21 protein-coding genes are annotated in these 23,832 nt (G+C 56.6%); 5 read left to right on the top strand and 16 right to left on the bottom strand.

All coding sequences use genetic code 11. The features are described from left to right. Nucleotides 1-381 precede the first annotated feature (381 nt). Entirely contained in the window at nt 382-4,842 is a 4,461-nt protein-coding gene (gene gltB / locus KOSB73_RS27840) for a glutamate synthase large subunit (protein ID WP_049250658.1), read from the top strand. A gap of 9 nt (nt 4,843-4,851) precedes the next feature. Continuing rightward, a complete protein-coding gene (gene gltD, locus KOSB73_RS27845; RefSeq protein ID WP_024358762.1) occupies nt 4,852-6,270 on the top strand; it encodes a glutamate synthase subunit GltD in 1,419 nt (472 codons plus the stop codon). Between the two features lie 104 nt (nt 6,271-6,374). Here the strand turns inward: gltD and KOSB73_RS31280 are convergent, their stop codons facing one another. The 6 genes from KOSB73_RS31280 to zapE form a co-directional block, all read right to left on the bottom strand. Next, nucleotides 6,375-6,539: a DUF1120 domain-containing protein gene (locus KOSB73_RS31280; RefSeq protein ID WP_224246514.1), complete on the bottom strand. Its 165-nt coding sequence runs from the start codon at nt 6,537-6,539 to the stop codon at nt 6,375-6,377. A 310-nt stretch (nt 6,540-6,849) separates the two neighbouring features. Then, the gene (gene sspB / locus KOSB73_RS27855; protein ID WP_049087008.1) at nt 6,850-7,338 is read right to left on the bottom strand and encodes a ClpXP protease specificity-enhancing factor; all 489 of its coding nucleotides are present in this window, start codon (nt 7,336-7,338) and stop codon (nt 6,850-6,852) included. Between the two features lie 3 nt (nt 7,339-7,341). Continuing rightward, nucleotides 7,342-7,980, bottom strand: coding sequence for a stringent starvation protein SspA (gene sspA, locus KOSB73_RS27860; RefSeq protein WP_004134697.1), 639 nt, complete (start codon nt 7,978-7,980; stop codon nt 7,342-7,344). Between the two features lie 311 nt (nt 7,981-8,291). Continuing rightward, nucleotides 8,292-8,684 carry a 30S ribosomal protein S9 gene (gene rpsI / locus KOSB73_RS27870; protein ID WP_000829815.1) on the bottom strand — a complete coding sequence of 131 codons (393 nt, stop codon included), beginning with the start codon at nt 8,682-8,684 and terminating at the stop codon, nt 8,292-8,294. 15 nt (nt 8,685-8,699) lie between these two features. Then, nucleotides 8,700-9,128 carry a 50S ribosomal protein L13 gene (rplM, locus tag KOSB73_RS27875; protein WP_004106200.1) on the bottom strand — a complete coding sequence of 143 codons (429 nt, stop codon included), beginning with the start codon at nt 9,126-9,128 and terminating at the stop codon, nt 8,700-8,702. Nucleotides 9,129-9,347: 219 nt separating this feature from the next. Further along, complete coding sequence (gene zapE, locus KOSB73_RS27880; RefSeq protein WP_049100555.1) at nt 9,348-10,481, bottom strand: cell division protein ZapE; 1,134 nt, start codon at nt 10,479-10,481, stop codon at nt 9,348-9,350. A gap of 190 nt (nt 10,482-10,671) precedes the next feature. Here zapE and zapG point away from each other — a divergent pair, with 190 nt between their 5' ends. From zapG to degS, 3 genes are all read left to right on the top strand, one after another. Then, nucleotides 10,672-11,070 (top strand): Z-ring associated protein ZapG, encoded by a 399-nt coding sequence (zapG, locus tag KOSB73_RS27885; protein ID WP_004125749.1) that lies wholly within the window; start codon nt 10,672-10,674, stop codon nt 11,068-11,070. Between the two features lie 172 nt (nt 11,071-11,242). Then, on the top strand, nt 11,243-12,610 hold the full coding sequence (degQ, locus tag KOSB73_RS27890) for a serine endoprotease DegQ (protein WP_024358764.1): 1,368 nt from the start codon (nt 11,243-11,245) through the stop codon (nt 12,608-12,610). An 86-nt stretch (nt 12,611-12,696) separates the two neighbouring features. Further along, nucleotides 12,697-13,755 carry an outer membrane-stress sensor serine endopeptidase DegS gene (gene degS, locus KOSB73_RS27895; protein WP_004134703.1) on the top strand — a complete coding sequence of 353 codons (1,059 nt, stop codon included), beginning with the start codon at nt 12,697-12,699 and terminating at the stop codon, nt 13,753-13,755. Between the two features lie 26 nt (nt 13,756-13,781). Here degS and KOSB73_RS27900 read toward each other — a convergent pair whose 3' ends face one another. The 10 genes from KOSB73_RS27900 to mdh all read right to left on the bottom strand — a co-directional run bounded on the left by KOSB73_RS27900 (nt 13,782) and on the right by mdh (nt 23,479). Then, nucleotides 13,782-14,480, bottom strand: coding sequence for a triphosphoribosyl-dephospho-CoA synthase (locus tag KOSB73_RS27900; protein ID WP_098066901.1), 699 nt, complete (start codon nt 14,478-14,480; stop codon nt 13,782-13,784). Nucleotides 14,481-14,606: 126 nt separating this feature from the next. Further along, entirely contained in the window at nt 14,607-15,908 is a 1,302-nt protein-coding gene (locus KOSB73_RS27905; RefSeq protein ID WP_049089739.1) for an oxaloacetate decarboxylase subunit beta, read from the bottom strand. Between the two features lie 12 nt (nt 15,909-15,920). Continuing rightward, the gene (gene oadA / locus KOSB73_RS27910) at nt 15,921-17,684 is read right to left on the bottom strand and encodes a sodium-extruding oxaloacetate decarboxylase subunit alpha (RefSeq protein WP_098141346.1); all 1,764 of its coding nucleotides are present in this window, start codon (nt 17,682-17,684) and stop codon (nt 15,921-15,923) included. A 15-nt stretch (nt 17,685-17,699) separates the two neighbouring features. Beyond that, nucleotides 17,700-17,948: an oxaloacetate decarboxylase subunit gamma gene (locus KOSB73_RS27915; RefSeq protein ID WP_049103682.1), complete on the bottom strand. Its 249-nt coding sequence runs from the start codon at nt 17,946-17,948 to the stop codon at nt 17,700-17,702. Between the two features lie 151 nt (nt 17,949-18,099). After that, nucleotides 18,100-18,717: a L(+)-tartrate dehydratase subunit beta gene (ttdB, locus tag KOSB73_RS27920; protein WP_049087090.1), complete on the bottom strand. Its 618-nt coding sequence runs from the start codon at nt 18,715-18,717 to the stop codon at nt 18,100-18,102. Continuing rightward, on the bottom strand, nt 18,717-19,616 hold the full coding sequence (ttdA, locus tag KOSB73_RS27925; protein ID WP_004139744.1) for a L(+)-tartrate dehydratase subunit alpha: 900 nt from the start codon (nt 19,614-19,616) through the stop codon (nt 18,717-18,719). The genes ttdB and ttdA overlap by 1 nt, the downstream gene beginning before the upstream one ends. Nucleotides 19,617-19,648: 32 nt before the next feature. Then, the gene (locus KOSB73_RS27930) at nt 19,649-20,917 is read right to left on the bottom strand and encodes an SLC13 family permease (protein ID WP_024360661.1); all 1,269 of its coding nucleotides are present in this window, start codon (nt 20,915-20,917) and stop codon (nt 19,649-19,651) included. Nucleotides 20,918-21,127: 210 nt separating this feature from the next. Further along, the gene (locus KOSB73_RS27935) at nt 21,128-21,793 is read right to left on the bottom strand and encodes a GntR family transcriptional regulator (protein ID WP_024360660.1); all 666 of its coding nucleotides are present in this window, start codon (nt 21,791-21,793) and stop codon (nt 21,128-21,130) included. Next, nucleotides 21,765-22,409 (bottom strand): GntR family transcriptional regulator, encoded by a 645-nt coding sequence (locus tag KOSB73_RS27940; protein WP_024360659.1) that lies wholly within the window; start codon nt 22,407-22,409, stop codon nt 21,765-21,767. The genes KOSB73_RS27935 and KOSB73_RS27940 overlap by 29 nt, the downstream gene beginning before the upstream one ends. 131 nt (nt 22,410-22,540) lie before the next feature. Further along, complete coding sequence (gene mdh, locus KOSB73_RS27945; RefSeq protein WP_004139734.1) at nt 22,541-23,479, bottom strand: malate dehydrogenase; 939 nt, start codon at nt 23,477-23,479, stop codon at nt 22,541-22,543. Nucleotides 23,480-23,832: the final 353 nt, after the last annotated feature.

The raw sequence follows: 23,832 nt of genomic DNA on the forward strand, positions 1-23,832 counted from the left end.
GATATAGTGAGACAGATCACACTCGATCAAGCCGTTCCCTGCGCTTCCCTGGCATTCAAAATACCGTTATTTTCTTAAAAATCAGTATATTAGATGTTGTATAGCACATTTTTGTATAAATAAGATTGCCATTTGACGTATGTGTGGATTCCCGATAAGTTGGGAATCCGCTGGAAGCTTTCTGGATGAGCGCTCTGCTCATCATATTTATGCAGTAATTGAGATTCCCTCTTAACAGCAAGTCCTCAAACTTGTGTACCGACGCGAAAAGGATTTAAAGAGGGCGAATGCGAGGTGTAAACCCCGTCGCCATGCTCTTTCTGTGCCCGTGCGCAATCGGTATCGGAGGGTGTCCCGTAGAGCCTGGGGAGGTTCACTGATATGTTGTACGATAAATCCCTTGAGAGGGATAACTGTGGTTTCGGCCTGATCGCCCACATAGAAGGCGAACCTAGCCACAAGGTAGTGCGAACCGCTATACACGCACTGGCCCGAATGCAGCACCGCGGCGCGATTCTTGCCGATGGAAAAACCGGCGACGGTTGTGGCTTGCTGCTACAAAAACCCGATCGTTTCTTCCGAATTGTTGCGGAAGAGCGCGGCTGGCGTTTAGCCAAAAATTACGCCGTTGGGATGCTGTTCCTTAATAAGGATCCTGAACTGGCCAAAGCGGCACGCCGCATCGTCGAAGAAGAACTTCAACGCGAAACGCTGTCTATCGTTGGCTGGCGCGATGTGCCGACTAATGAAGGCGTTCTTGGTGAAATCGCCCTCTCCTCGCTGCCCCGTATTGAACAAATCTTTGTGAACGCCCCGGCTGGCTGGCGTCCGCGCGACATGGAGCGCCGTTTATTCATCGCGCGTCGCCGTATCGAAAAACGCCTGCAGGAAGATAAAGATTTCTACGTTTGCAGCCTGTCGAACCTGGTCAACATTTATAAAGGTCTGTGTATGCCGGCGGATCTGCCGCGCTTCTACCTGGATCTTGCGGACCTGCGCCTGGAGTCGGCGATCTGCCTGTTCCACCAGCGCTTTTCCACCAACACCGTGCCGCGCTGGCCGCTGGCGCAGCCGTTCCGCTATCTGGCGCACAACGGCGAGATCAACACCATCACCGGCAACCGCCAGTGGGCCCGCGCCCGTACCTATAAGTTCCAGACGCCGCTGATCCCGGACCTCCACGACGCCGCGCCGTTCGTCAATGAAACCGGCTCTGACTCCAGCTCCATGGATAACATGCTGGAGCTGCTGCTGGCGGGCGGGATGGATATCATCCGAGCCATGCGCCTGCTGGTGCCGCCAGCCTGGCAAAACAACCCGGATATGGATCCAGACCTGCGGTCGTTCTTCGACTTTAACTCCATGCATATGGAGCCGTGGGACGGCCCGGCGGGCATCGTCATGTCCGACGGTCGCTATGCCGCCTGTAACCTCGACCGTAACGGTCTGCGCCCGGCGCGCTACGTCATCACCAAAGACAAGCTCATCACCTGCGCTTCCGAAGTCGGGATCTGGGATTACCAGCCGGATGAAGTGGTCGAAAAAGGCCGCGTCGGCCCGGGCGAGCTGATGGTTATCGATACCCGCGAGGGGCGTATTCTGCACTCCGCGGAAACCGACAACGATCTGAAAAGCCGCCACCCATATAAAGAGTGGATGGCGAAAAACGTCCGTCGCCTGGTGCCATTCGAAGATCTGCCGGATGAAGAGGTCGGTAGCCGCCAGCTGGACGATGATACCCTCGCCAGCTACCAGAAACAGTTTAACTACAGCGCTGAAGAGCTGGACTCCGTCCTGCGCGTTCTGGGTGAAAACGGCCAGGAGGCGGTCGGCTCAATGGGCGACGATACCCCATTTGCCGTGCTCTCCAGCCAGCCGCGTATCATTTACGATTACTTCCGCCAACAGTTCGCGCAGGTGACCAACCCGCCGATCGATCCGCTGCGCGAAGCGCACGTCATGTCGCTGGCCACCAGCATCGGCCGTGAAATGAACGTCTTCTGCGAAGCGGAAGGCCAGGCGCACCGCCTGAGCTTCAAATCGCCGATTCTGCTGTACTCCGATTTTAAACAGCTGACCACCATGGAAGAGGAGCACTATCGCGCCGACGTCCTGGATATCACTTTTGATGCCACCGCAACCACGCTGGCTGAAACCGTGAAGGCGCTGTGCGATAAAGCCGAACAGATGGTACGTAACGGTACCGTTCTGCTGGTGCTCTCTGACCGCAACATCGCGAAAAACCGTCTGCCGGTACCGGCTCCGATGGCGGTCGGCGCAATTCAGACCCGACTGGTCGATAAGAGCCTGCGCTGCGATGCCAACATTATTGTCGAAACCGCCAGCGCCCGCGATCCGCACCATTTTGCCGTGCTGCTCGGCTTCGGCGCGACGGCTATCTACCCGTACCTCGCCTATGAAACCCTGGCGAAGCTGGTGGATAACAAAGCCATCGACAAAGAGTACCGCGCGGTGATGCTGAACTATCGTAACGGCATCAACAAAGGTCTGTATAAAATCATGTCGAAGATGGGGATTTCGACCATTGCGTCCTATCGCTGCTCGAAGCTGTTTGAAGCGGTCGGCCTGCATCGCGACGTCTCCGACCTGTGCTTCCAGGGCGTCGTCAGCCGCATCGGCGGCGCGGGCTTCGATGACTTCCAGCAGGATCTGCTGAACCTGTCGAAACGTGCCTGGCTGGCGCGTAAACCGCTGGACCAGGGCGGCCTGCTGAAGTACGTCCACGGCGGCGAATATCACGCCTACAACCCGGACGTGGTGCGTACCCTGCAGCAAGCGGTACAAAGCGGCGAATACGGTGATTACCAGCAGTACGCGAAGCTGGTTAACGAGCGTCCGGCGGCAACGCTGCGCGATCTGCTGGCCGTGACGCCGGACGGCACCACGGTGAGCCTGGAAGACGTTGAGCCGGCCAGCGAGCTGTTCAAACGCTTCGATACCGCGGCGATGTCTATCGGCGCGCTGAGCCCCGAAGCGCACGAAGCGCTGGCGGAAGCGATGAACAGCATCGGCGGTAATTCCAACTCCGGCGAAGGCGGCGAAGACCCGGCGCGCTATGGCACGAATAAAGTCTCGCGCATTAAGCAGGTTGCTTCCGGCCGCTTCGGCGTAACCCCCGCTTATCTGGTCAACGCCGACGTTATCCAGATTAAAGTCGCTCAGGGCGCGAAGCCTGGCGAAGGCGGCCAGCTGCCGGGCGATAAAGTGACGCCCTACATCGCCAAACTGCGCTATTCCGTGCCGGGCGTGACGCTGATCTCCCCGCCGCCGCACCACGATATTTACTCTATCGAGGATCTGGCGCAGCTGATTTTCGACCTGAAGCAGGTCAACCCGAAGGCGATGATCTCCGTGAAGCTGGTTTCCGAACCGGGCGTCGGGACTATCGCCACCGGCGTGGCAAAAGCTTACGCGGATTTAATCACCATCGCTGGCTATGACGGTGGCACCGGCGCCAGCCCGCTCTCTTCAGTGAAGTACGCAGGCTGTCCGTGGGAACTGGGACTGGTGGAAACCCAGCAGGCGCTGGTTGCCAACGGGCTGCGCCACAAAATTCGTCTGCAGGTGGACGGCGGCCTGAAAACCGGCCTTGATATCATCAAAGCGGCTATCCTCGGGGCTGAGAGCTTCGGCTTCGGTACCGGCCCAATGGTCGCGCTGGGCTGTAAATATCTGCGTATTTGCCACCTGAACAACTGCGCAACCGGCGTAGCAACCCAGGACGACAAACTGCGTAAGAACCACTATCACGGTCTGCCGTTTAAAGTGACCAACTACTTTGAATTCATCGCCCGCGAAACTCGCGAGCTGATGGCGCAGCTGGGCGTGAAGCGTCTGGTGGATCTGATTGGTCGCACCGACCTGCTGAAAGAGCTGGACGGATTTACCGCCAAGCAGCAGAAGCTGGATCTGAGCAAGATGCTGGAAACCGCTGAGCCGCATCCTGGCAAAGCGCTGTACTGCACGGAGAACAACCCGCCGTTCGACAATGGCGTACTCAATGCCCAGCTTCTGCAGCAGGCGAAACCGTTTGTTGACAGCAAGCAGAGCAAAACGTTCTGGTTCGATATCCGCAACACCGACCGCTCCGTTGGCGCATCGCTGTCCGGTTATATCGCCCAGACTCACGGCGACCAGGGTCTCGCTGCCGACCCGATTGTCGCCCACTTTAGCGGTACTGCGGGCCAGAGCTTCGGCGTGTGGAATGCCGGCGGCGTCGAACTGCATCTGACTGGCGATGCGAACGACTATGTGGGTAAAGGGATGGCCGGCGGCCTGCTCGCCATTCGTCCTCCGGTAGGCTCGGCCTTCCGTAGCCACGAAGCCAGCATCATCGGCAACACCTGCCTGTACGGCGCGACCGGCGGTCGCCTGTATGCTGCGGGCCGTGCGGGCGAGCGTTTCGCGGTGCGTAACTCCGGCGCGATCACCGTCGTCGAAGGTATTGGCGACAACGGCTGTGAATACATGACCGGCGGCATCGTCTGCGTGCTGGGTAAAACCGGCGTCAACTTTGGCGCAGGCATGACCGGCGGCTTTGGTTACGTTCTGGATGAAGATGGCGACTTCCGCAAACGCGTGAACCCTGAACTGGTAGAAGTGCTGGACGTTGACTCTCTGGCCATCCATGAAGAGCACCTGCGCGGTTTGATTACCGAGCACGTGCAGCTTACCGGCTCGCAGCGCGGCGAAGAGATCCTGGCTAACTGGCCGGCCTTCTCAGCGAAGTTTGCGCTGGTTAAACCGAAGTCCAGCGATGTTAAAGCACTGTTGGGTCACCGTAGTCGTTCCGCAGCTGAGCTGCGGGTGCAGGCGCAGTAAGGGGTTAAGATGAGTCAGAATGTCTATCAATTTATCGACTTACAGCGAGTTGATCCGCCAAAGAAAGCGCTGAAGATCCGTAAAATTGAATTTGTGGAAATTTACGAGCCGTTTTCAGAAGGCCAGGCCAAAGCACAGGCGGACCGCTGCCTGTCCTGCGGCAACCCGTACTGCGAATGGAAGTGCCCGGTGCATAACTACATCCCGAACTGGCTGAAGCTGGCTAATGAAGGACGTATTTTTGAAGCGGCGGAGCTGTCGCATCAAACCAATACCTTACCGGAAGTCTGCGGGCGCGTTTGCCCACAGGATCGTCTGTGCGAGGGTTCCTGCACGCTGAACGATGAGTTCGGCGCGGTCACCATCGGCAACATCGAACGCTATATCAACGATAAAGCGTTCGAAATGGGCTGGCGCCCCGACCTTACCGGCGTAAAGCAAACCGGTAAAACCGTCGCCATTATCGGCGCGGGTCCAGCGGGCCTGGCGTGCGCCGACGTGTTGACCCGCAACGGCGTGAAGGCGGTGGTTTTCGATCGCCATCCGGAAATCGGCGGTCTGCTGACCTTTGGTATTCCGGCGTTTAAGCTGGAAAAAGAGGTGATGACCCGCCGTCGCGAGATCTTCACCGGCATGGGCATCGAGTTCAAACTCAATATCGAAGTGGGCCGCGATGTACAGCTCGACGATCTGCTGAAAGATTACGATGCGGTGTTCCTCGGCGTCGGGACCTATCAGTCCATGCGCGGCGGGCTGGAAAACGAAGACGCTAGCGGGGTCTTTGATGCGCTGCCGTTCCTGATCGCCAATACCAAACAGATCATGGGCTTTGGCGAAACGGCGGACGAGCCGTACGTCAGCATGGAAGGCAAACGCGTCGTGGTTCTTGGCGGTGGCGACACCGCTATGGACTGCGTGCGGACCTCGATTCGCCAGAACGCCACTCACGTCATCTGCGCCTATCGCCGTGATGAGGAGAACATGCCGGGCTCGAAGCGCGAAGTGAAAAACGCGCGTGAAGAAGGCGTGGAGTTCCAGTTCAACGTCCAACCGCTGGGCATTGAAGTGAATGCCAACGGTAAGGTATGCGGCGTGAAGATGGCGCGTACGGAGATGGGCCAGCCGGATGCGAAAGGCCGCCGCCGCGCGGAAATCGTGGCCGGTTCTGAGCATGTGGTGCCCGCCGATGCCGTTGTAATGGCGTTTGGTTTCCGTCCACACAGCATGGAATGGCTGGCGAAGCACAGCGTCGAGCTCGATTCTCAGGGCCGCGTGATTGCGCCGGAAGGCAGCGACAACGCCTTCCAGACCAGCAACCCGAAAATCTTCGCCGGGGGTGATATCGTTCGCGGTTCCGACCTGGTGGTGACGGCGATTGCCGAAGGCCGTAAGGCGGCTGACGGGATCCTGAACTATCTGGAAGTGTAAAATGAGAAGCTTGCGGGCTCCGTGCCCGCAAGCTCTTTATTCAAAGATAAACAATGCTGATTACCGCCTCGCCGTCCAGCTACACCTTCTGCCCGCTTCTGATATTACCCCCAACCGCTGCGCTTATCTGTAAAGGCGTCTTTGCCTGTGAGAGCGGAACTGACGCGGGCATATCGTGCCGTAATGGCGATCCCGGCGGACGTCTCACAGTGAATCGTTAAAGTGATGTCCCGCGCGCCCAGTTGGGTAAAGGCGGTGGTTGATAGCAAGCCGACATGCCGCGAGCCAAAATCAACGACGTCGTTATTACTAAAGTCGGTGTATACCCCGCCGCCTCCGCGGTCACGGTAAAATCCATGTTCAGATTGTTGGCGGCATAAAGTATTGGGCCAGGGTCAATTTGGCCGGGATCGCAAAAAAATCCGGGAACTAAAACGGGTCTATTTACACCAAGGCCGCCGACTATAGGATAAAAAAAGCGAAGCATGTTCAGAAACACGCTTCGCTCATTTTCAATGATGTTATCAAATTCAGATGTGAATTAAGATATAAAACAGGCCCCGAAGGGCCTGGCAAAGATTATTTTACGACGCGCAGCGCCGGACGCCCACCGCGAGGAGGCGGCGTATCGTCGGGATCGTCGTCGTGACTATCCGGCTTATCGCCATCGATCACCGACATGACCGTTTCGCTGTCAGGCAGCTCTTCGTCATCGTTCAGGCTAGTGACATCTTCATCATAGGCCGCTTCCGGTTCGAACATGGTCCCTGCGCCATTCTCACGCGCGTAAACCGCCAGTACGGCAGCCATCGGCACGGAGACATTGCGCGGCACGCCGCCGAAGCGCGCGTTAAAACGCACTTCGTCGTTGGCCAGCTCGAGGTTACCGACAGCGCGTGGGGCAATATTGAGAACAATTTGCCCATCGCGAGCGTACTCCATCGGGACCATTACGCCCGGCAGAGTGACGTCAACGACCAGATGCGGAGTCAGCTGGTTATCCAGCAGCCACTCATAGAACGCTCGTAATAGATACGGGCGACGCGGCGTCAGCTGTGATACATCCATCATTTAGCCCCGACCGAGACGCATTTCACGTTCGGCTTCAGTTAAAGAAGCGAGGAAAGAGTCGCGCTCAAATACGCGAGTCATATAGCCTTTAAGCTCTTTCGCGCCAGCGCCGACCAGCTCTACGCCGAGAACCGGCAGACGCCACAGCAGTGGTGCCAGGTAGCAGTCCACCAGGCTGAACTCATCGCTCAGGAAGTAGGGCTTCTGGGTGAAAACTGGCGCAATCGCCTGTAGTTCTTCACGCAGCTGCTTACGCGCAGTATCAGCCTGCGCAGCGGTACCGGTCTGAATGGTATTCATCAACGAATACCAGTCCTTTTCGATACGCTGCATATACAGACGGCTTTCCCCACGCGCCACCGGGTAAACCGGCATGAGCGGCGGATGCGGGAAACGCTCATCCAGATATTCCATAATGATGCGAGATTCCCACAGAGTGAGCTCACGATCCACAAGCGTCGGTACGCTTTGATTCGGGTTGAGGTCAATCAGATCCTGAGGCGGGTTGTCCTTCTCCACGTGCTCTATCTCAAAACTAACACCTTTTTCGGCCAGCACGATGCGGACCTGATGGCTATAGATGTCAGTAGGACCAGAAAACAGCGTCATTACCGAACGTTTGTTGGCAGCGACAGCCATGAAAACCTCCAGGTATATTCAGAATTTTTGTACTGCTGCCGACCACGCATGGCCAGCCAGATGTAAAAACCCCATTTGCGTGACTTCATTTCGTTCGTCATCCAAACAAAAAATGAACAATCACCTGCATTTGGGCAGAAAATTGGATGATAGTTTACCAGATTTTGAAGAGGTTGTGGTGAGGGGATTCTGGAAATGCTGAAAAAGTGGTAACAATGGGGCGTTTGTAGAGGGAAAATGGCAAATTTATCCATAAAAAAACCCGCCGAAGCGGGTTTTTTCGCAAATTGTTCTGCGTGAGCAGAAAACAATTAACGTTTGGAGAACTGAGGACGACGACGTGCTTTACGCAGGCCGACTTTCTTACGTTCAACCTGACGAGCATCACGAGTAACGAAACCAGCTTTACGCAGTTCGCCACGCAGGGACTCGTCGTACTCCATCAGAGCGCGGGTGATACCGTGACGGATCGCACCAGCCTGACCAGAGATACCACCACCTTTAACGGTGATGTACAGATCTAATTTCTCAACCATGTCGACCAGTTCCAGCGGCTGACGAACTACCATGCGGGCAGTTTCACGACCGAAGTACTGTTCCAGAGAACGCTGGTTGATAACGATTTTACCGTTGCCCGGTTTGATGAAAACGCGAGCTGCGGAACTTTTGCGGCGACCGGTGCCGTAGTATTGATTTTCAGCCATTGCCTATAATCCCGATTAGATGTCAAGAACTTGCGGTTGCTGTGCCGCGTGGTTGTGCTCGTTACCCGCGTAAACTTTCAGCTTACGGTACATAGCACGACCCAGCGGGCCTTTTGGCAGCATGCCTTTAACCGCGATTTCAATCACACGCTCAGGACGGCGGGCAATCATCTCTTCAAAGGTCGCTTCTTTGATACCACCGATGTGGCCGGTGTGGTGGTAGTACATTTTGTCTTCTCGCTTGTTGCCGGTTACAGCAACTTTTTCTGCGTTCAGAACGATGATGTAATCACCGGTATCAACGTGCGGAGTGTATTCCGCTTTATGCTTGCCGCGCAGGCGCAGAGCCAGTTCGGAAGCCAGACGGCCCAGAGTTTTACCGGTCGCGTCAACAACATACCAGTCGCGTTTTACGGTTTCTGGTTTAGCTGTAAAAGTTTTCATTAAAAGCTTACCCAAATAAATAAGTTACACGTTGGTGAACACCCAAACGTTTAGTCAGTTGAGGTTCACACGACATTGTCCAGCAAACCTACCCCTTCGAATAGCCTATGCCGGCACATAGAAAGTTTTGGGAAAAAAACCTTCTCGTAACGTGGGGTCGCAAGATTATAGAGAAGTCGGGGTCAAAGATCGACCCCTTTATGTGATTTGTACCCGGTTTTACCCCGGTAAGTGTTCCCGCTTCAGATACTCCTCGCTCTGCATCTCCTGCAGGCGCGACAAACAGCGCTGGAACTCGAATTTTAACCTCTCACCCTGATAGATCTCATAAAGCGGTACCGCCGCGCTGACCACCAGTTTAACGTGGCGCTCATAGAACTCATCAACCAGGGCGATAAAGCGCCGCGCCTCGCTCTCCATCAGCCCAGTCATCACCGGCACCTCAAAAAGCATCACGGTATGAAACAGACGCGAGAGCGCAATATAGTCATGCTGGCTGCGCGCATCCACGCACAGCGTGGCGAACGACGCCGCCAGCGTCTGGTTCTCTACGCCCAGCGTCGGCAGCGGACGATGGTTGATCTCCAGCGTCGGCGCCTGTTCGCGCTTCGCACCTGCCAGCGCCAGCCACAATTTATCCATCTGCTGCTGGGTCTCAGCATTCAGCGGCGACAGCCACAGATGCGCCTGGGTCAGCGTGCGCAGGCGGTAATCAATACCGGCGTCGACATTCATGATATCGCAATGTTGCTTAATGGCGTCGATGGCGGGCAGGAAACGGGCGCGCTGAAGGCCGTTCCGGTACAGCTCGTCAGGAGGAATATTCGATGTCGCCACCAGGGTTATGCCGCGAGCGAACAGCGCTTTCATTAGACCGCCCAACAGCATCGCATCGGTAATATCAGAGACGAAAAACTCATCGAAGCAGAGCACGTCGGTTTCAGCTTTGAAACGGTCCGCAACGATTTCCAGCGGATCGCTGTGCCCCTGCAGCGTCGTTAACTCTTCATGTACCCGCAGCATAAACCGATGAAAATGCAGACGTTGTTTACGTTCTCCCGGCAGGCTTTGATAGAACAGGTCCATCAGCCAGGTTTTCCCCCTGCCGACCCCGCCCCACATATAGAGACCGCGAACCGCGACCGTTTCGGCAACGGGTTCGCGCTTGCCCAGCAGCTTGCCGAATTTCGCCCGTAAACCGCCGCCGGTTTGCGGCGCTGCCGAAGGTTTATTCTGCAATTCATGAAAAATCGTATCGAGGCGGCTGACCGCTTCTCGCTGTACGTCGTCAGGTTGGTGGCTCCCCTCGTTGAGAGAGGAAAGGTAACGCGATGTTGGGGACAGGCTTTGCATGATCTAATTCTTATTCCTTGAAAACCGTAATGCCGTAGCTCACGATTGACGAAAAAAAGGCCGCTCTACACTACGTGATGATACGCCAGGATTCCACTTCTGTGGAATTAGCGGTTATAGTGGCACTATCGGGCGCAGGCGGAGAGCCTCACAGCCATCCTACGGAACCACAAAACAACGGGAGATGTTCATGACCTGGGAATACGCGCTAATTGGGCTAGTTGTCGGCATCATTATCGGCGCCGTCGCGATGCGTTTTGGCAATCGCAAATTACGCCAACAGCAGGCGCTGCAGTTTGAACTGGAAAAGAATAAAGCAGAGCTGGAAGAGTACCGCGAAGAGCTGGTAAGCCATTTTGCCCGGAGCGCAGAGCTACTGGATAACATGGCGCATGATTACCGCCAGCTGTATCAGCATATGGCGAAAAGTTCCAGCAACCTGCTGCCGGACAGCATGGCGGACGCCAATCCGTTCCGCAATCGTCTGGAAGAGTCTGAAGCGGGCAACGATCAGGCTCCGGTCCAGATGCCGCGCGACTACTCTGAAGGCGCCTCCGGCCTGCTGCGCGGCGGCGTAAAGCGCGACTAATCCGCCAACGACAGTAAAAATATTTTCCGGGCGCACCCTCAGCGCCCGTTTCAACCTCTCATCCCAGCTACAATTTAACTATCGCCCACATTGTTACCGGGCCGAAAATTCAATAACATCGGACCATTCGGGACGTTTCCCATACACCTCAGGTTACGAGAGCCAGCATCTAATGAATAAACAGACTTTGCTGTTAAGTGCGTTAGCGTTAAGCGTTGGGTTGTCGTTGTCCGCCTTACCTCCGGCAGCAGCCTCTTTACCGACACAGGTTCCCGGCCAGGGCGCGTTGCCAAGCCTCGCGCCGATGCTGGAAAAAGTGTTGCCGGCGGTGGTGAGCGTACAGGTTGAGGGCACCGCGTCGCCCGCGCAGAATATGCCGGAAGAGCTGAAGAAGTACTTTGGCGACAATGCGCCGCAAGAGCAGGCGCAGCCATTTGAAGGCCTGGGTTCTGGGGTCATCATTGACGCGGCAAAAGGCTACGTGCTAACCAATAATCACGTGATTAATCAGGCGCAGAAAATCAGCGTCCAGCTTAACGATGGTCGCGAGTTCGATGCCAAACTGGTCGGCAGCGACGAGCAGAGCGATATCGCCCTGCTGCAGCTGTTAAAACCCAGCAATCTGACGCAAATCGCGATCGCCGACTCCGATAAGCTGCGGGTAGGCGATTTCGCCGTCGCCGTCGGTAACCCGTTTGGTCTGGGTCAGACCGCCACATCCGGGATTATTTCAGCCCTTGGCCGCAGCGGCCTGAATCTTGAAGGGCTGGAGAACTTTATCCAGACCGATGCCTCGATCAACCGCGGCAACTCCGGCGGCGCGCTGCTGAACCTCAACGGCGAGCTGATTGGCATCAACACCGCCATTCTGGCCCCGGGCGGCGGCAGCGTCGGCATTGGCTTCGCGATCCCCAGCAATATGGCGAAAATTCTCTCCCAGCAGCTTATTCAGTTTGGTGAAATCAAACGCGGCCTGCTGGGCATCAAAGGCATGGAAATGAGCGCGGATATCGCCAAAGCGATGAATCTCGACGTCCAGCGCGGCGCCTTCGTCAGCGAAGTGCTGCCAAATTCAGGGTCGGCCAAAGCGGGCATCAAATCTGGCGACGTTATCGTCAGCCTGAACGGCAAGCCGCTCAACAGCTTCGCCGAACTGCGCTCCCGCATCGCCACGACCGAGCCGGGGACCAAGGTGAAGCTGGGGCTCCTGCGCGAAGGAAAGCCCGTAGAAGTTGAAGTCACCCTCGACAAGAGCACCTCTTCTTCCGCCAGCGCCGAACTTATCGCGCCAGCCCTGCAGGGCGCATCGTTAAGCGACGGTCAGATGAAAGACGGGACCAAAGGCGTCGTCATTGATAATGTCGATAAAGCCAGCCCTGCCGCCCAGGCGGGGCTGCATAAAGACGACATCATTATTGGCCTCAACCGCGAGCGCGTAAGGTCCATTGCTGAACTGCGAAAAGTGCTTGAAAGCAAGCCGACGGTGATTGCGCTGAACGTCGTTCGCGGCAGCGAAAGCATCTATCTGCTGCTGCGTTAACTCGCCTTCCGGGCATCGCGTGCAGTGCGATGTCCGGACAAGACGTGTTATGCTGCGCCTGTCCATCCATCAACGATATCTGCATCATGCCTGGAAAGCTTTTACGTTCGATACTTATTGGTTTGATTGTCGGCGGTCTGCTGCTGGCCGTTATGCCTTCGCTGCGCCAGTGGCAGCTTTCGCCGACCACGCAATACGATAGCGCGGATGAATCCCCCGCCAGCTATAATTCCGCCGTTCGCCGCGCCGCCCCGGCGGTCGTGAACGTCTATAACCGGGCACTCAACAGCACCAGCCATAACCAGCTAACGCTCGGTTCCGGCGTGATCATGGATCAGCGCGGCTATATCCTGACCAATAAGCACGTTATCAACGATGCCGATCAGATTATCGTGGCCCTACAGGATGGTCGGGTTTTTGAAGCGCTGCTGGTCGGCTCGGATACTCTCACCGATCTGGCGGTGTTAAAAATCAACGCCAGCGGCGGCCTGCCGGTGATTCCGATTAACCCGAAACGCGTGCCGCATATCGGTGACGTCGTGCTGGCGATCGGCAACCCGTACAACCTTGGGCAAACCATTACCCAGGGCATTATCAGCGCCACCGGCCGTATCGGCCTGAACCCCACCGGGCGCCAGAATTTCCTGCAGACCGACGCGTCAATCAATCACGGTAACTCCGGCGGCGCGCTGGTGAACTCGCTGGGCGAGCTGATGGGTATCAATACCCTGTCATTTGATAAAAGCAACGATGGCGAAACGCCGGAAGGGATCGGCTTTGCGATCCCTTTCCAGCTGGCAACCAAGATTATGGATAAGCTGATCCGCGATGGCCGCGTTATTCGCGGCTATATAGGGATCAGCGGCCGCGAAATTGCGCCGCTGCATGCGCAGGGCGGCGGGATCGATCAGCTGCAGGGGATCGTGGTGAATGATGTTGCGCCGGAAGGCCCGGCCGCCCAGGCAGGGATCCGCGCCAACGACGTCATTATTTCGGTTAACGACAAGCCCGCCGTTTCCGCCCTGGAAACCATGGACCAGGTCGCAGAGATTCGCCCGGGCTCGGAAATTCCGGTGGTGATTATGCGCGATGATAAAAAACTTACGCTGCATATCGCCGTCCAGGAATATCCTGCGACCAATTAACAGGCTCCCCGCCAGGGGAGCGCTTTTCAATCAGCAAACAATGGCCCGGCCGGGAATTTCGCCAGAAACCCGGTCACGGCCAGCAGCGACCACAGTCCGGGCCACGCAAACTGGCGCTCCCGCAGTTCATCATCGAGCGTCATCAGCGCAAACTCGCCGTTATCACCCAGAACTCCCCCCTGCCAGAGCAACCGCTGGGCCTGCTGCCGCGCCCAGGGGGAATCACTTTTCCAGGCCAGCAGATGCAGCAGCGCCTGCTGCAGGCAGATGCCATATGAATGCTTATCCCGCAGCAGCCGCCGGTAAACCGGCAGCGATATGCTGCGCACGGTATAGAAACCGCTGCGGATTTCGCTATCAACATCCGCAATGCCAGCACAGAACTGACCGGCGAGGTCGCACAGACGATTGTGCGTCAGCGGCTGACCAAGAATTTCCAGACGCCCGGCAGCCGCACACAGTAGCCCGCTCCCTTGCTGCTCATGTGTCAGCGAATCAGGTAAAGCCGCCACCGTTTCAGCGGCCCCGGCCTGCGCATGCCGTACGCCAGCGTCATAGCAACGGACAAAAAAATCATGGCTACCCTGAGCGATTGATGGGTGCGCCAGCAGATTCAGAGCCGGATGCAGTTGTTCAAGTTCCTCCAGCGACGCAAGGGTGTAATCAACAACGCTGTCCTTTGCCGACGCCCTGCTGTCAGGACGTAATGCTATGGTTTCATTCATCAAAGTCTCCTTACAGGAAATCTCCCGGGTCGCGGCTGACGCCTTACCCGGGCTACGGGTTTACAGTCATCTGCGATCCCGTAGCCCGGACAGGCGCAACGCGCCGCCTCCGGGAAGAGCACAGAACTACATCGCCAGCACGTACTTGAGCATCACCCCGGCGGCTATCGCCGAGCCAATCACTCCCGCCACGTTCGGGCCCATCGCGTGCATCAGCAGGAAGTTCTGCGCGTCCGACTCCAGCCCCACCTTGTTCGATACCCGCGCCGCCATCGGCACCGCCGACACCCCGGCCGAGCCAATCAGCGGGTTGATTTTGTTGTGACTGAACAGGTTCAGCAGCTTCGCCATCAGCACCCCCGCCGCCGTCCCGATACAGAACGCAATCACCCCCAGCACCAGAATCCCCAGCGTCTGCGGCTGGAGGAACTTGTCCGCCACCAGCTTGGCGCCCACCGATAACCCGAGGAAAATGGTCACGATATTTATCAGCGCGTTCTGCACCGTGTCGCTCAGGCGCTCCACCACGCCGCTCTCGCGCATCAGGTTGCCGAAGCAGAACATCCCCAGCAGCGGCGCCGCGTCCGGCAGCAGCAGCGCCACCAGCAGCAACAGCACCGCCGGGAACAGGATTTTCTCCCGCCTGCTCACCGTGCGCAGCTGCACCATGCGGATTTTCCGCTCCTTATCCGTGGTCAGCGCCTTCATAATCGGCGGCTGGATTAACGGCACCAGCGCCATATACGAGTACGCCGCCACCGCGATGGCCCCCAGCAGCTCCGGCGCCAGCTTGCCCGACAGGTAAATCGCCGTCGGGCCGTCCGCCCCGCCGATAATGCCTATCGCCGCCGCCTGCGGCAGGGTGAAGCTGATAATCCCGAAGTAGTTCAGCGTCAGCGCCCCGAGCACCGTGGCGAAGATACCGAACTGCGCCGCCGCCCCCAGCAGCAGGGTGCGCGGGTTGGCCAGCAGCGGGCCGAAGTCGGTCATCGCCCCGACGCCCATAAATATCACCAGCGGGGCAATGCCCGAACCGATGGCGACCTTATAGAACACCGCCAGCACCCCGGCGGAGTAGCCCATATCCACCGCCTGCTGCTCCATCTGGCTCTGTACCGACGGCAGGGCCAGGGCTAATGCCTCCTTGATGGCGTGAACGTCCGGCAGGCAGTTGAGCTTCGCGGCAATCACCGCCAGCTGCCCGGCGTCGTGGTGGGCCAGCAGGCTCTCCAGGGCGGTCAGCGCCAGCCCGGCCTCCGGGATATTCGACAGCAGGCCGCCGAAGCCAATCGGCAGCAGCAGTAGCGGCTCGAACTTCTTCGCAATCGCCAGCCACAGCAGCAGCAGGCTCACCAGCAGCATGATGGCCTGGCCGATGCCGAGGTGCATCAGGCCCATGCCCTGAATCAGGGCGTTCAGACTTTCCATGGTTCCTGTTCCTTACGCCAGCGTCATCAGGGTGTCGCCCACGGAGACCGCGTCGCCGGATTTCACCGCGATACCGCGCACGGTCCCGGCCTGCGCGGCGCGGATTTCGGTTTCCATCTTCATGGCTTCGAGAATCAGCAGCACGTCGCCTTCGGCGACCGTCTGGCCCTCGGTGGCAGTCACCTTCCAGATATTGCCCGCCAGCGGGGCGGTCACCGGGGTGCCTGCGCCTGCCGGGGCCGGCGCAGCAGCCTGAACGGGCGCCGGCGCAGTCAGCTGGCTGATATCGCCGCCGTCGCTGACCTTCACCACAAAGGCCTGGCCTTCCACTTCCACGGTGTAGACGCCGGAGGCGGCAGGTTTTACCGGGGCAGCGGCAGGTTTCGCCTCTTCCGCCTGCGGAACCGGCTCAAAGGCCGCCGGGTTGTTGCGGTTCTCAAGGAACTTCAGGCCGATTTGCGGGAACAGGGCCACGGTCAGTACGTCGTCGATGGCGTTATCGGCAAGCGTGATGCCCTTCTCCTGCGCCTGGCGCTTCACGTCCGCTTCCAGCGCAGCCAGCTCCGGCTTCAGCAGGTCCGCCGGACGGCAGGTCACCGGGGCGGCCCCCTCCAGCACGCGCGCCTGCAGGGCGGCATTGACCGGCACCGGGGTGTGGCCGTATTCACCCTTCAGAATGCCCGCCGTTTCTTTAGCGATGGTTTTGTAGCGCTCCCCGGTCAGGACGTTAAGCACCGCCTGGGTGCCGACAATCTGCGAGGTCGGGGTGACTAAAGGAATAAAGCCGAGGTCCTCGCGCACGCGGGGGATTTCCGCCAGCACCTGGTCGAGTTTGTCGGCGGCGTTCTGCTGCTTCAGCTGGCCCTCGAGGTTGGTGAGCATCCCGCCCGGCACCTGGGCCACGAGGATACGGCTGTCGGTGCCCTTCAGCTGGCCTTCAAAGGCGTGGTATTTCCTGCGCACCTCGCGGAAGTAGGCCGCGATGCTCTCCAGCTTCAGGATATCCAGCCCGGTGTCATGTTCCGTTCCGGCCAGCGTCGCCACCAGCGCCTCGGTGGCCGGGTGGCCGTAGGTGGCGCTCATGGAAGAGATGGCCGTGTCCACGCCGTCCACGCCCGCCTCGATGGCCTTCAGCAGGGCCATCTCCGCCATCCCGGTGGTGGCATGAGCATGCAGGTGCAGCCTGACGTCATAGCGCTTCTTGATTTCGCTGACCAGTTCATACGCCGCCATCGGGGTGAGGATACCGGACATGTCCTTGATGGCGATGGAGTCGACGCCGGTTTCCAGCAGCTGTTCGGTTAAATCGAGCCAGGTCTGCAGGGAGTGGGCCGGGCTGGTGGTGTAACTCAGAGTCCCCTGGGCGTGCGCCCCGTGGCTGCGCACCGCCCGCAGGGCGGCCTGCATATTGCGCGGGTCGTTCATGGCGTCGAAGACGCGGAAGACGTCCATGCCGTTTTTGACGGCGCGCTCAACAAAGCGTTCGACCACGTCATCGGCGTAGTGGTGGTAGCCGAGGAGGTTCTGGCCGCGCAGCAGCATCTGCAGCGGGGTCTTCGGCATGGCCTTTTTCAGCTCGCGCAGGCGGACCCACGGGTCTTCGCCGAGAAAGCGGATGCAGGCGTCGAAGGTGGCGCCGCCCCAGCACTCGAGGGAGCCGTAGCCCACGTCGTCGAGCTGCGCGGCGACGGGGAGCATATCGTCGAGGCGCAGGCGGGTGGCGAACAGGGACTGGTGGGCGTCGCGCAGGACGACATCGGTAATGGCAACGGTCATGGATTCCTCCGTGAATTAAGGGTTAAGTCGGCGATGGTGGTGGATAGCGGCGGCAATCACCGGCTTTAAGCGGGCGAAGTCGTCAGCGGGCGCGGCGGCAGGTGCGGCCTTCGGCGCCGGAGCCGGTTCGGGGAAGAAGCGGTTGACAGCGGCGGACATGCCCTGGATGGCGAAAATCAGCACAAACAGAAACGCCAGCACGAACCCCATGCCGAGGAACATCAGGGTGAAGCCTTCACCTAATAGCAGTGCTGCATCAGTCATAAAATAGCCTTCGAGCAGGAGGCACGATAATGATGTTATTTATAACGAAAATAATAAGGGTGGATTTCCCTGAACCGCCCCGGTCAGAGTCCCTGTTTATTATCGCAATAAACGTATCGCCATCATTATCGTGCAATTCATATAACCCAGATTATTTGATAAAGCTTACGTGCTGGCATATTTCATCAGCGACGATCTCTTTACGCTGGTTAAAAATAATTTTGTTCTGTTCGAACAGGTTATTTCCATGGGTATCAATGGAAACGATTAACGGGCCAAACTCTTTTACCCGACATACCCATAGCGTTTCCGGCATTCCCAGATCGCGCCACTGCGCATCTTCGATCTCTTCCACGCACACCGCGGCCACTACCGCGCAGCCGGCCGGGAATACGCAGTGCAGCGCTTTATGCTCCGCGCAGCCCTCTTCGGTGCCTTTCCCCATGCCGCCTTTCCCAACGATTAATTTCACGCCGGTATGCGCAATAAATTCTTTTTCGAATTTTTCCATGCGCATGCTGGTGGTTGGCCCAACGGAGACCATTTCAAATTTATCGTCTTCGCCTTTAATTGGGCGGACAATTGGGCCAGCGTGTAAAATAGCGCCGCCGCGAACATCTACAGGTAATTCGCGCCCACCTTCAATTAATCGACGGTGCGCCACATCACGACAGGTAACAATATGACCGTTGAGATAAATAATATCGCCCGCTTTAATATCGGCTAAATCTTCATCTTTAATTGGCGTAGTCAGGATTTTTTTCGTCATCAGAAATTCACTCCGCTGTGAGACGTAATGGTGTAGTTCAGGTCTTTATCAAAAACGATATGTCCTTTCCGGTGCGACCAGCAGCCGACGTTCACCGCCACACCGATGGTGGAGGGATGGCGCGCGGTGTTTTCAATATTCACGCCCATGACGGAGGTATTACCGGACATCCCCTGCGGCCCAAGGCCAATTTTGTTAATGCCGTCTTCCAGCATTTTCTCCAGCGAAGCCGCACGCTCATTCTCATTGTGCGAACCGATCGGACGCATCAGCGCTTTTTTCGATAGCAGCGCCGCCGTTTCAACAGAGGTCGCCACGCCCACGCCAACCAGTAGCGGCGGACAGGCGTTAAGGCCGTAGCTGGTCATCACATCCAGCACAAAGCGGGTTACGCCTTCATAACCTGCGCCCGGCATCAGCACCATCGCTTTCCCCGGCAGAGAACAGCCGCCGCCCGCCATATAGGTGTAAATGCTGCACTGGTCAGAATTGGGAACGATCTCCCAGAATACCGTCGGCGTACCTTTACCCACGTTTTTACCGGTATTGTATTCATCAAAAGTCTCAACGCTGTTGTGGCGCAGCGGGGAATCCACGGTCGCTTTGATCACCGCTTCACGCAGCAGCGCTTCCAGTTCGCCGATCAGCGGGAAGTTGGCCCCGCACTCCACCAGAAACTGAATCACGCCGGTATCCTGGCAGGAAGGGCGATCCAGTTCTTTTGCCAGACGCTGGTTCTCAATCATGGTCGTAAAGATGACGTCGGCCAGTTTACTGGTCTCTTTTTTATGCAAATCTTCCAGTTTTGCGGTGACGTCATCAGGCAAGACTTTGCCGGTGTACCCCACAAATTTGGCCATAATATTGGTCATATGGGATATCTGTTCACTTTTGCTCATAAAGGCTCCTTAGTCAGGACAGCTTCCGTTCATTACGGATGAAAAGGGAAAAGGATTGGCAGCAGAATCAGGCTGACAATGGTGGAAACGATAATCAGTGGGATGCCGGATTTGGCGTAGTCAACAAACTTATAGCCGCCTGCCGACAGCACCATCATGTTGGCAGGCATACCGATTGGCGTGGCGTAGGCGCAAGAGCTGCCGATCACCGTCGCCATCAGCACCGCGCGAGGGTCGGCGCCCATGCCCGCCGCAATCGACAGGCTCACCGGTACCAGCAGCGCGACGGTGGCGGTGTTGGACATGAAATTAGTCATAACGACGGACAGCGCAAAGACCACCACCAGCAGCATAAAAGGCGAAGAGTTTTGCCCCAGCAGGCCAATCACGTGATCCGCCACCAGTTTTCCCGCCCCGGTCATTTCCAGCGCTTTCGCCAGCGCCAGAGTGCCGCCGAAGATAAAAATAGTTTGTGAATCAATGGCTTTATAAGCCTGCTTTTCTGTAAGCACGCCGGTAACCACCAGCACCAGCGCGCCGATACAGCCCGCTACCGCAAGACTCACACCGGTCTGCTTTTCGAAAATCATGCCGAGGATCGTGGCGATCAGAACAAGCAAAGAGAGGATCTGCTTCCAGCGCGGAACGTGGCTGTAATCGCGCTGTTGGCCGATGCTGCCAACTTCCCCACTATTCGGGTGGTTGGGCAGGAATTTATAGCCGATGGTCAGAAAGTAAATCATGCCACAAACCAGCATCGGTAAACCCACTTTGGCATATTCAAAAAAGCCAAAACCGCTGCCAATGTTCTGCAAGGCTGATTGCGCAATCAGGTTGCCCGGCGCGCCAATCAACGACAGGTTACCGCCGAGCGCGGCGGCGAAAACCAGCGGCATCAGCAGTCGGGAACGGGCAAAGCCTGATTTCGCCGCCACGCCGATAACGACCGGGATCAGGACGGCTGCGGTACCGGTATTGGAGAGGAAACCGGACATCACGCCAACCACGACCATAATGGTAAAAATCAGCTGCTTTTCCGTTTTAGCGAAGCGCGTAATCACGCCCCCCACTTTATTCGCCATCCCGGTTTCAAATAGCGCCCCGCCGACGATAAACATGGCGACGAAGAGAATGACGTTGGTGTCGATAAAGCCGGCGAAAGCCTGCTTGAGATTGAGGACGCCGGTGAGAACCAGCGCGACGCAAACCACCATAGACGTGACCGCGAGCGGTATTTTTTCCCACACAAACATGGCGATAGCAAACGCCAGCAAACATAGAGTAATGGTAATCGGTTCCATATTTATAATTATCCCATCAATGATATATGATATTGTATCCAATATTGACGAGAGGGAAATTATTCCCATGCAAAGAGTAAGTCAATGCGTTTTTCACGAAAGCGTCAGGATTGAGATCTTTATCAAAATCTCGCAAAAGCAGTAACTTAGAGAAATTAATTTATGGAGTGAATAGGTAAGACGCCTGCAACGATCGTGCAGGCGGTGAGGTCAGGCCGAGGGCTCGCCGACGTAGCGCGTCAGCATATTCTCCATCGAACGGATGATATGCTCGCGCATTCGCTGACGGGCCAGCGCTTCATTATGCTGCTCCAGGGCCTGTAAAATCCCTTTATGCTCGCGTATGGAAATGATCGCATACTCCTCCTCGGTGACCTTATGCCCCATCGAGAGCCCGTTCCACATATTGCTGAGCAGCAGCTTCATTTTGCCGTTTCCGGCCGCATTCCATATCTCCATATGAAAAGCCTGATTGAGGTCAGAATATTCAGCTGAGTTATTTTGCGCCAGCGCTTTTTCCGCAGCGTAATGGACTTCGGCAATGCGCGAAATGTCCGTCCCAGGGCGAGAAGCTTTAGCGACCGCTTCACTCTCCAGCAGCGCGCGAATCTCGTAATGCTCGCGAATCGTTTGTTCGTTAATCCCCAGCACAACCGCCCCTTTATTGGGGCGGACTTTAATCAGCCCATCCGCAGCCAGTATCTGAAATGCTTCACGCACGGGCATACTGGATACGCCAACCATGCTGGCGATCCCTTCAAGGGTAATTTCTTGCCCTTCAACTAAATCTCGCGACAGTATCGCTTTACGTAATACTGCCGCGACCTGCTCTTTCGCTGAAAGAAGCTTAATTTTCCCTAATCGAGGCTTCTGCACTTTCCCAATCCTTCATGTGTTGACGCATTATTTCTGCCAGAGAGAGGAAATAACGCTGCGTTTCCTGCGCGATCTCGGCGCGATCGCCTTGTTGGATAGCATCCATCAGAGAACTGAGTATTTGCGCCGACTCCTGATTATCCTCTTTCAGATACAGAATGACATAGCCGATATAACCATCTAAAAACTGCTGATAAATCTTTTCCAGATAGCGGTTATCAATATAAGAAATGAGCGCCTGATGAAACGCCAGCTCCCGTATCCTCTCACCGGGATGCCCCAGCTCTCGCGCTCTGGTAGCCAGCGACTCGCCTGCTGCCGCGGGCACCAGTGAAAAAAGCGCTGTTGCCATCGCCGCAATGGCCTGGAAAATGTGGCTGACGTGGTCAGGCTCCAGCCGTGAGACCTGCATATGGCGGTTTGGCAAGCGCACCAGAAACCCTTCCTGCTCCAGGGCCTGTAACGCTTCACGAACCGGCATACGAGAAAGCCCCAGCTGTTCCGCAATACTCTCCTGCGCGAGCTCATCCCCCGGTTTCATACTGCCGGAAAGGATCTCGTAACGGATCATTTGAGTAATGTGGTCCCTGGTCTGCTTTCTTTCAATTTTTTTCACGACGTCCTCGTTTGTTGCCGCTCAAGACGCGGGGAGTTTAGCAGATTTACCAGCAGGTTGAGTCATTCCGGGGCGGGAGAAAGGCATAAAAAAGCCGGAACCCAGGCTCCGGCTTCTCTTTTTATGAAACGTTATTTATTCACAAAATCTTCGCCAAGGGCGATATCTTTCTTCAACGTATCCAGCATCCCCTCCAGCGCCTGCTGCTCAAACGCGCTCAGTTTACCGATAGACTGACGCTGCTCTACGCCATTTTTACCTAACAGCAGCGGCTGCGAGAAGAAGCGGGCATATTGGCCATCACCTTCAACATAGGCGCATTCCACCACGCCTTTCTCTCCCTGCATGGCGCGAACTAAAGAGAGACCGAACCGCGCGGCGGCCTGCCCCATTGATAGCGTTGCTGAGCCGCCACCGGCCTTTGCTTCAACAACTTCAGTACCGGCGTTTTGAATGCGTTTAGTCAAATCCGCCACTTCCTGCTCGCTGAAGCTGACGCCCGGAATTTGTGACAGTAAAGGAAGAATAGTGACACCGGAGTGGCCGCCAATCACCGGAACCTCAACGTCTGACGAAGATTTGCCTTTCAGTTCAGCGACAAAGGTATTCGAGCGGATAATATCCAGCGTCGTGACGCCAAACAGCTTGTTCTTATCGTAAACACCGGCTTTTTTCAGCACTTCTGCGGCAATCGCCACGGTGGTGTTCACCGGGTTGGTGATAACCCCGACGCAGGCCTGCGGGCAGGTTTTGGCGATTTGCTGTACCAGATTTTTCACAATACCGGCATTAACGTTGAATAAATCGGAGCGATCCATACCGGGCTTACGCGCTACGCCCGCGGATATCAGCACCACATCAGCACCTTCCAGCGCAGGGGTGGCGTCTTCGCCGGAAAAACCTTTGATTTTTACATCGGTAGGGATATGGCTAAGATCAACCGCCACGCCCGGCGTTACCGGAGCGATGTCGTACAACGAGAGTTCTGAACCTGAAGGCAGTTGGGTCTTAAGTAGTAGGGCAAGCGCCTGGCCAATTCCACCAGCGGCGCCGAGGACTGCAACTTTCATCCTAAACTCCTTATTATGGTTAAAATAGTCTTTCGTTACTCCGTCGCCTGGACCTTAATTCACAAGATGAACAATTACAATAATTATGGCTGAAGAATGCGTGGTCGTGCGCAGCGATGCAGCAGCTTCGCATTTTCCTCCCTGAGACTGACCATCCAGCAAAGCGTAGTACCGGATCGACTGTTGGTTACAATACACCCAGCGCGTTGAGCAGAACAACATCATTTAATAACATTTCATTTACTTTTGTAGCAATTTGCGCCCCGTGACGAAAGCATGTTCCTTATTAGGGTTTTTTGCTAAAATATGCGCCCTTCATAACATTATTTACGCTTCTCCCCGCGGATTATTTG

The organism is Klebsiella grimontii (assembly GCF_900200035.1).
Lineage (GTDB): Bacteria > Pseudomonadota > Gammaproteobacteria > Enterobacterales > Enterobacteriaceae > Klebsiella > Klebsiella grimontii.

Excerpts from the sequence above, each read along its gene's own strand:
- mdh (WP_004139734.1), bottom strand. The coding sequence starts at position 23,479 with ATGAAAGTTGCAGTCCTCGGCGCCGCTGGTGGAATTGGCCAGGCGCTT.
- degQ (WP_024358764.1), top strand. The coding sequence starts at position 11,243 with ATGAATAAACAGACTTTGCTGTTAAGTGCGTTAGCGTTAAGCGTTGGG.
- gltD (WP_024358762.1), top strand. The coding sequence starts at position 4,852 with ATGAGTCAGAATGTCTATCAATTTATCGACTTACAGCGAGTTGATCCG.
- zapG (WP_004125749.1), top strand. The coding sequence starts at position 10,672 with ATGACCTGGGAATACGCGCTAATTGGGCTAGTTGTCGGCATCATTATC.
- KOSB73_RS27900 (WP_098066901.1), bottom strand. The coding sequence starts at position 14,480 with ATGAATGAAACCATAGCATTACGTCCTGACAGCAGGGCGTCGGCAAAG.
- gltB (WP_049250658.1), top strand. The coding sequence starts at position 382 with ATGTTGTACGATAAATCCCTTGAGAGGGATAACTGTGGTTTCGGCCTG.
- ttdB (WP_049087090.1), bottom strand. The coding sequence starts at position 18,717 with ATGACGAAAAAAATCCTGACTACGCCAATTAAAGATGAAGATTTAGCC.
- rplM (WP_004106200.1), bottom strand. The coding sequence starts at position 9,128 with ATGAAAACTTTTACAGCTAAACCAGAAACCGTAAAACGCGACTGGTAT.
- zapE (WP_049100555.1), bottom strand. The coding sequence starts at position 10,481 with ATGCAAAGCCTGTCCCCAACATCGCGTTACCTTTCCTCTCTCAACGAG.
- KOSB73_RS27915 (WP_049103682.1), bottom strand. The coding sequence starts at position 17,948 with ATGACTGATGCAGCACTGCTATTAGGTGAAGGCTTCACCCTGATGTTC.
- sspB (WP_049087008.1), bottom strand. The coding sequence starts at position 7,338 with ATGGATGTATCACAGCTGACGCCGCGTCGCCCGTATCTATTACGAGCG.
- degS (WP_004134703.1), top strand. The coding sequence starts at position 12,697 with ATGCCTGGAAAGCTTTTACGTTCGATACTTATTGGTTTGATTGTCGGC.
- sspA (WP_004134697.1), bottom strand. The coding sequence starts at position 7,980 with ATGGCTGTCGCTGCCAACAAACGTTCGGTAATGACGCTGTTTTCTGGT.
- ttdA (WP_004139744.1), bottom strand. The coding sequence starts at position 19,616 with ATGAGCAAAAGTGAACAGATATCCCATATGACCAATATTATGGCCAAA.
- KOSB73_RS27905 (WP_049089739.1), bottom strand. The coding sequence starts at position 15,908 with ATGGAAAGTCTGAACGCCCTGATTCAGGGCATGGGCCTGATGCACCTC.
- KOSB73_RS27930 (WP_024360661.1), bottom strand. The coding sequence starts at position 20,917 with ATGGAACCGATTACCATTACTCTATGTTTGCTGGCGTTTGCTATCGCC.
- oadA (WP_098141346.1), bottom strand. The coding sequence starts at position 17,684 with ATGACCGTTGCCATTACCGATGTCGTCCTGCGCGACGCCCACCAGTCC.
- rpsI (WP_000829815.1), bottom strand. The coding sequence starts at position 8,684 with ATGGCTGAAAATCAATACTACGGCACCGGTCGCCGCAAAAGTTCCGCA.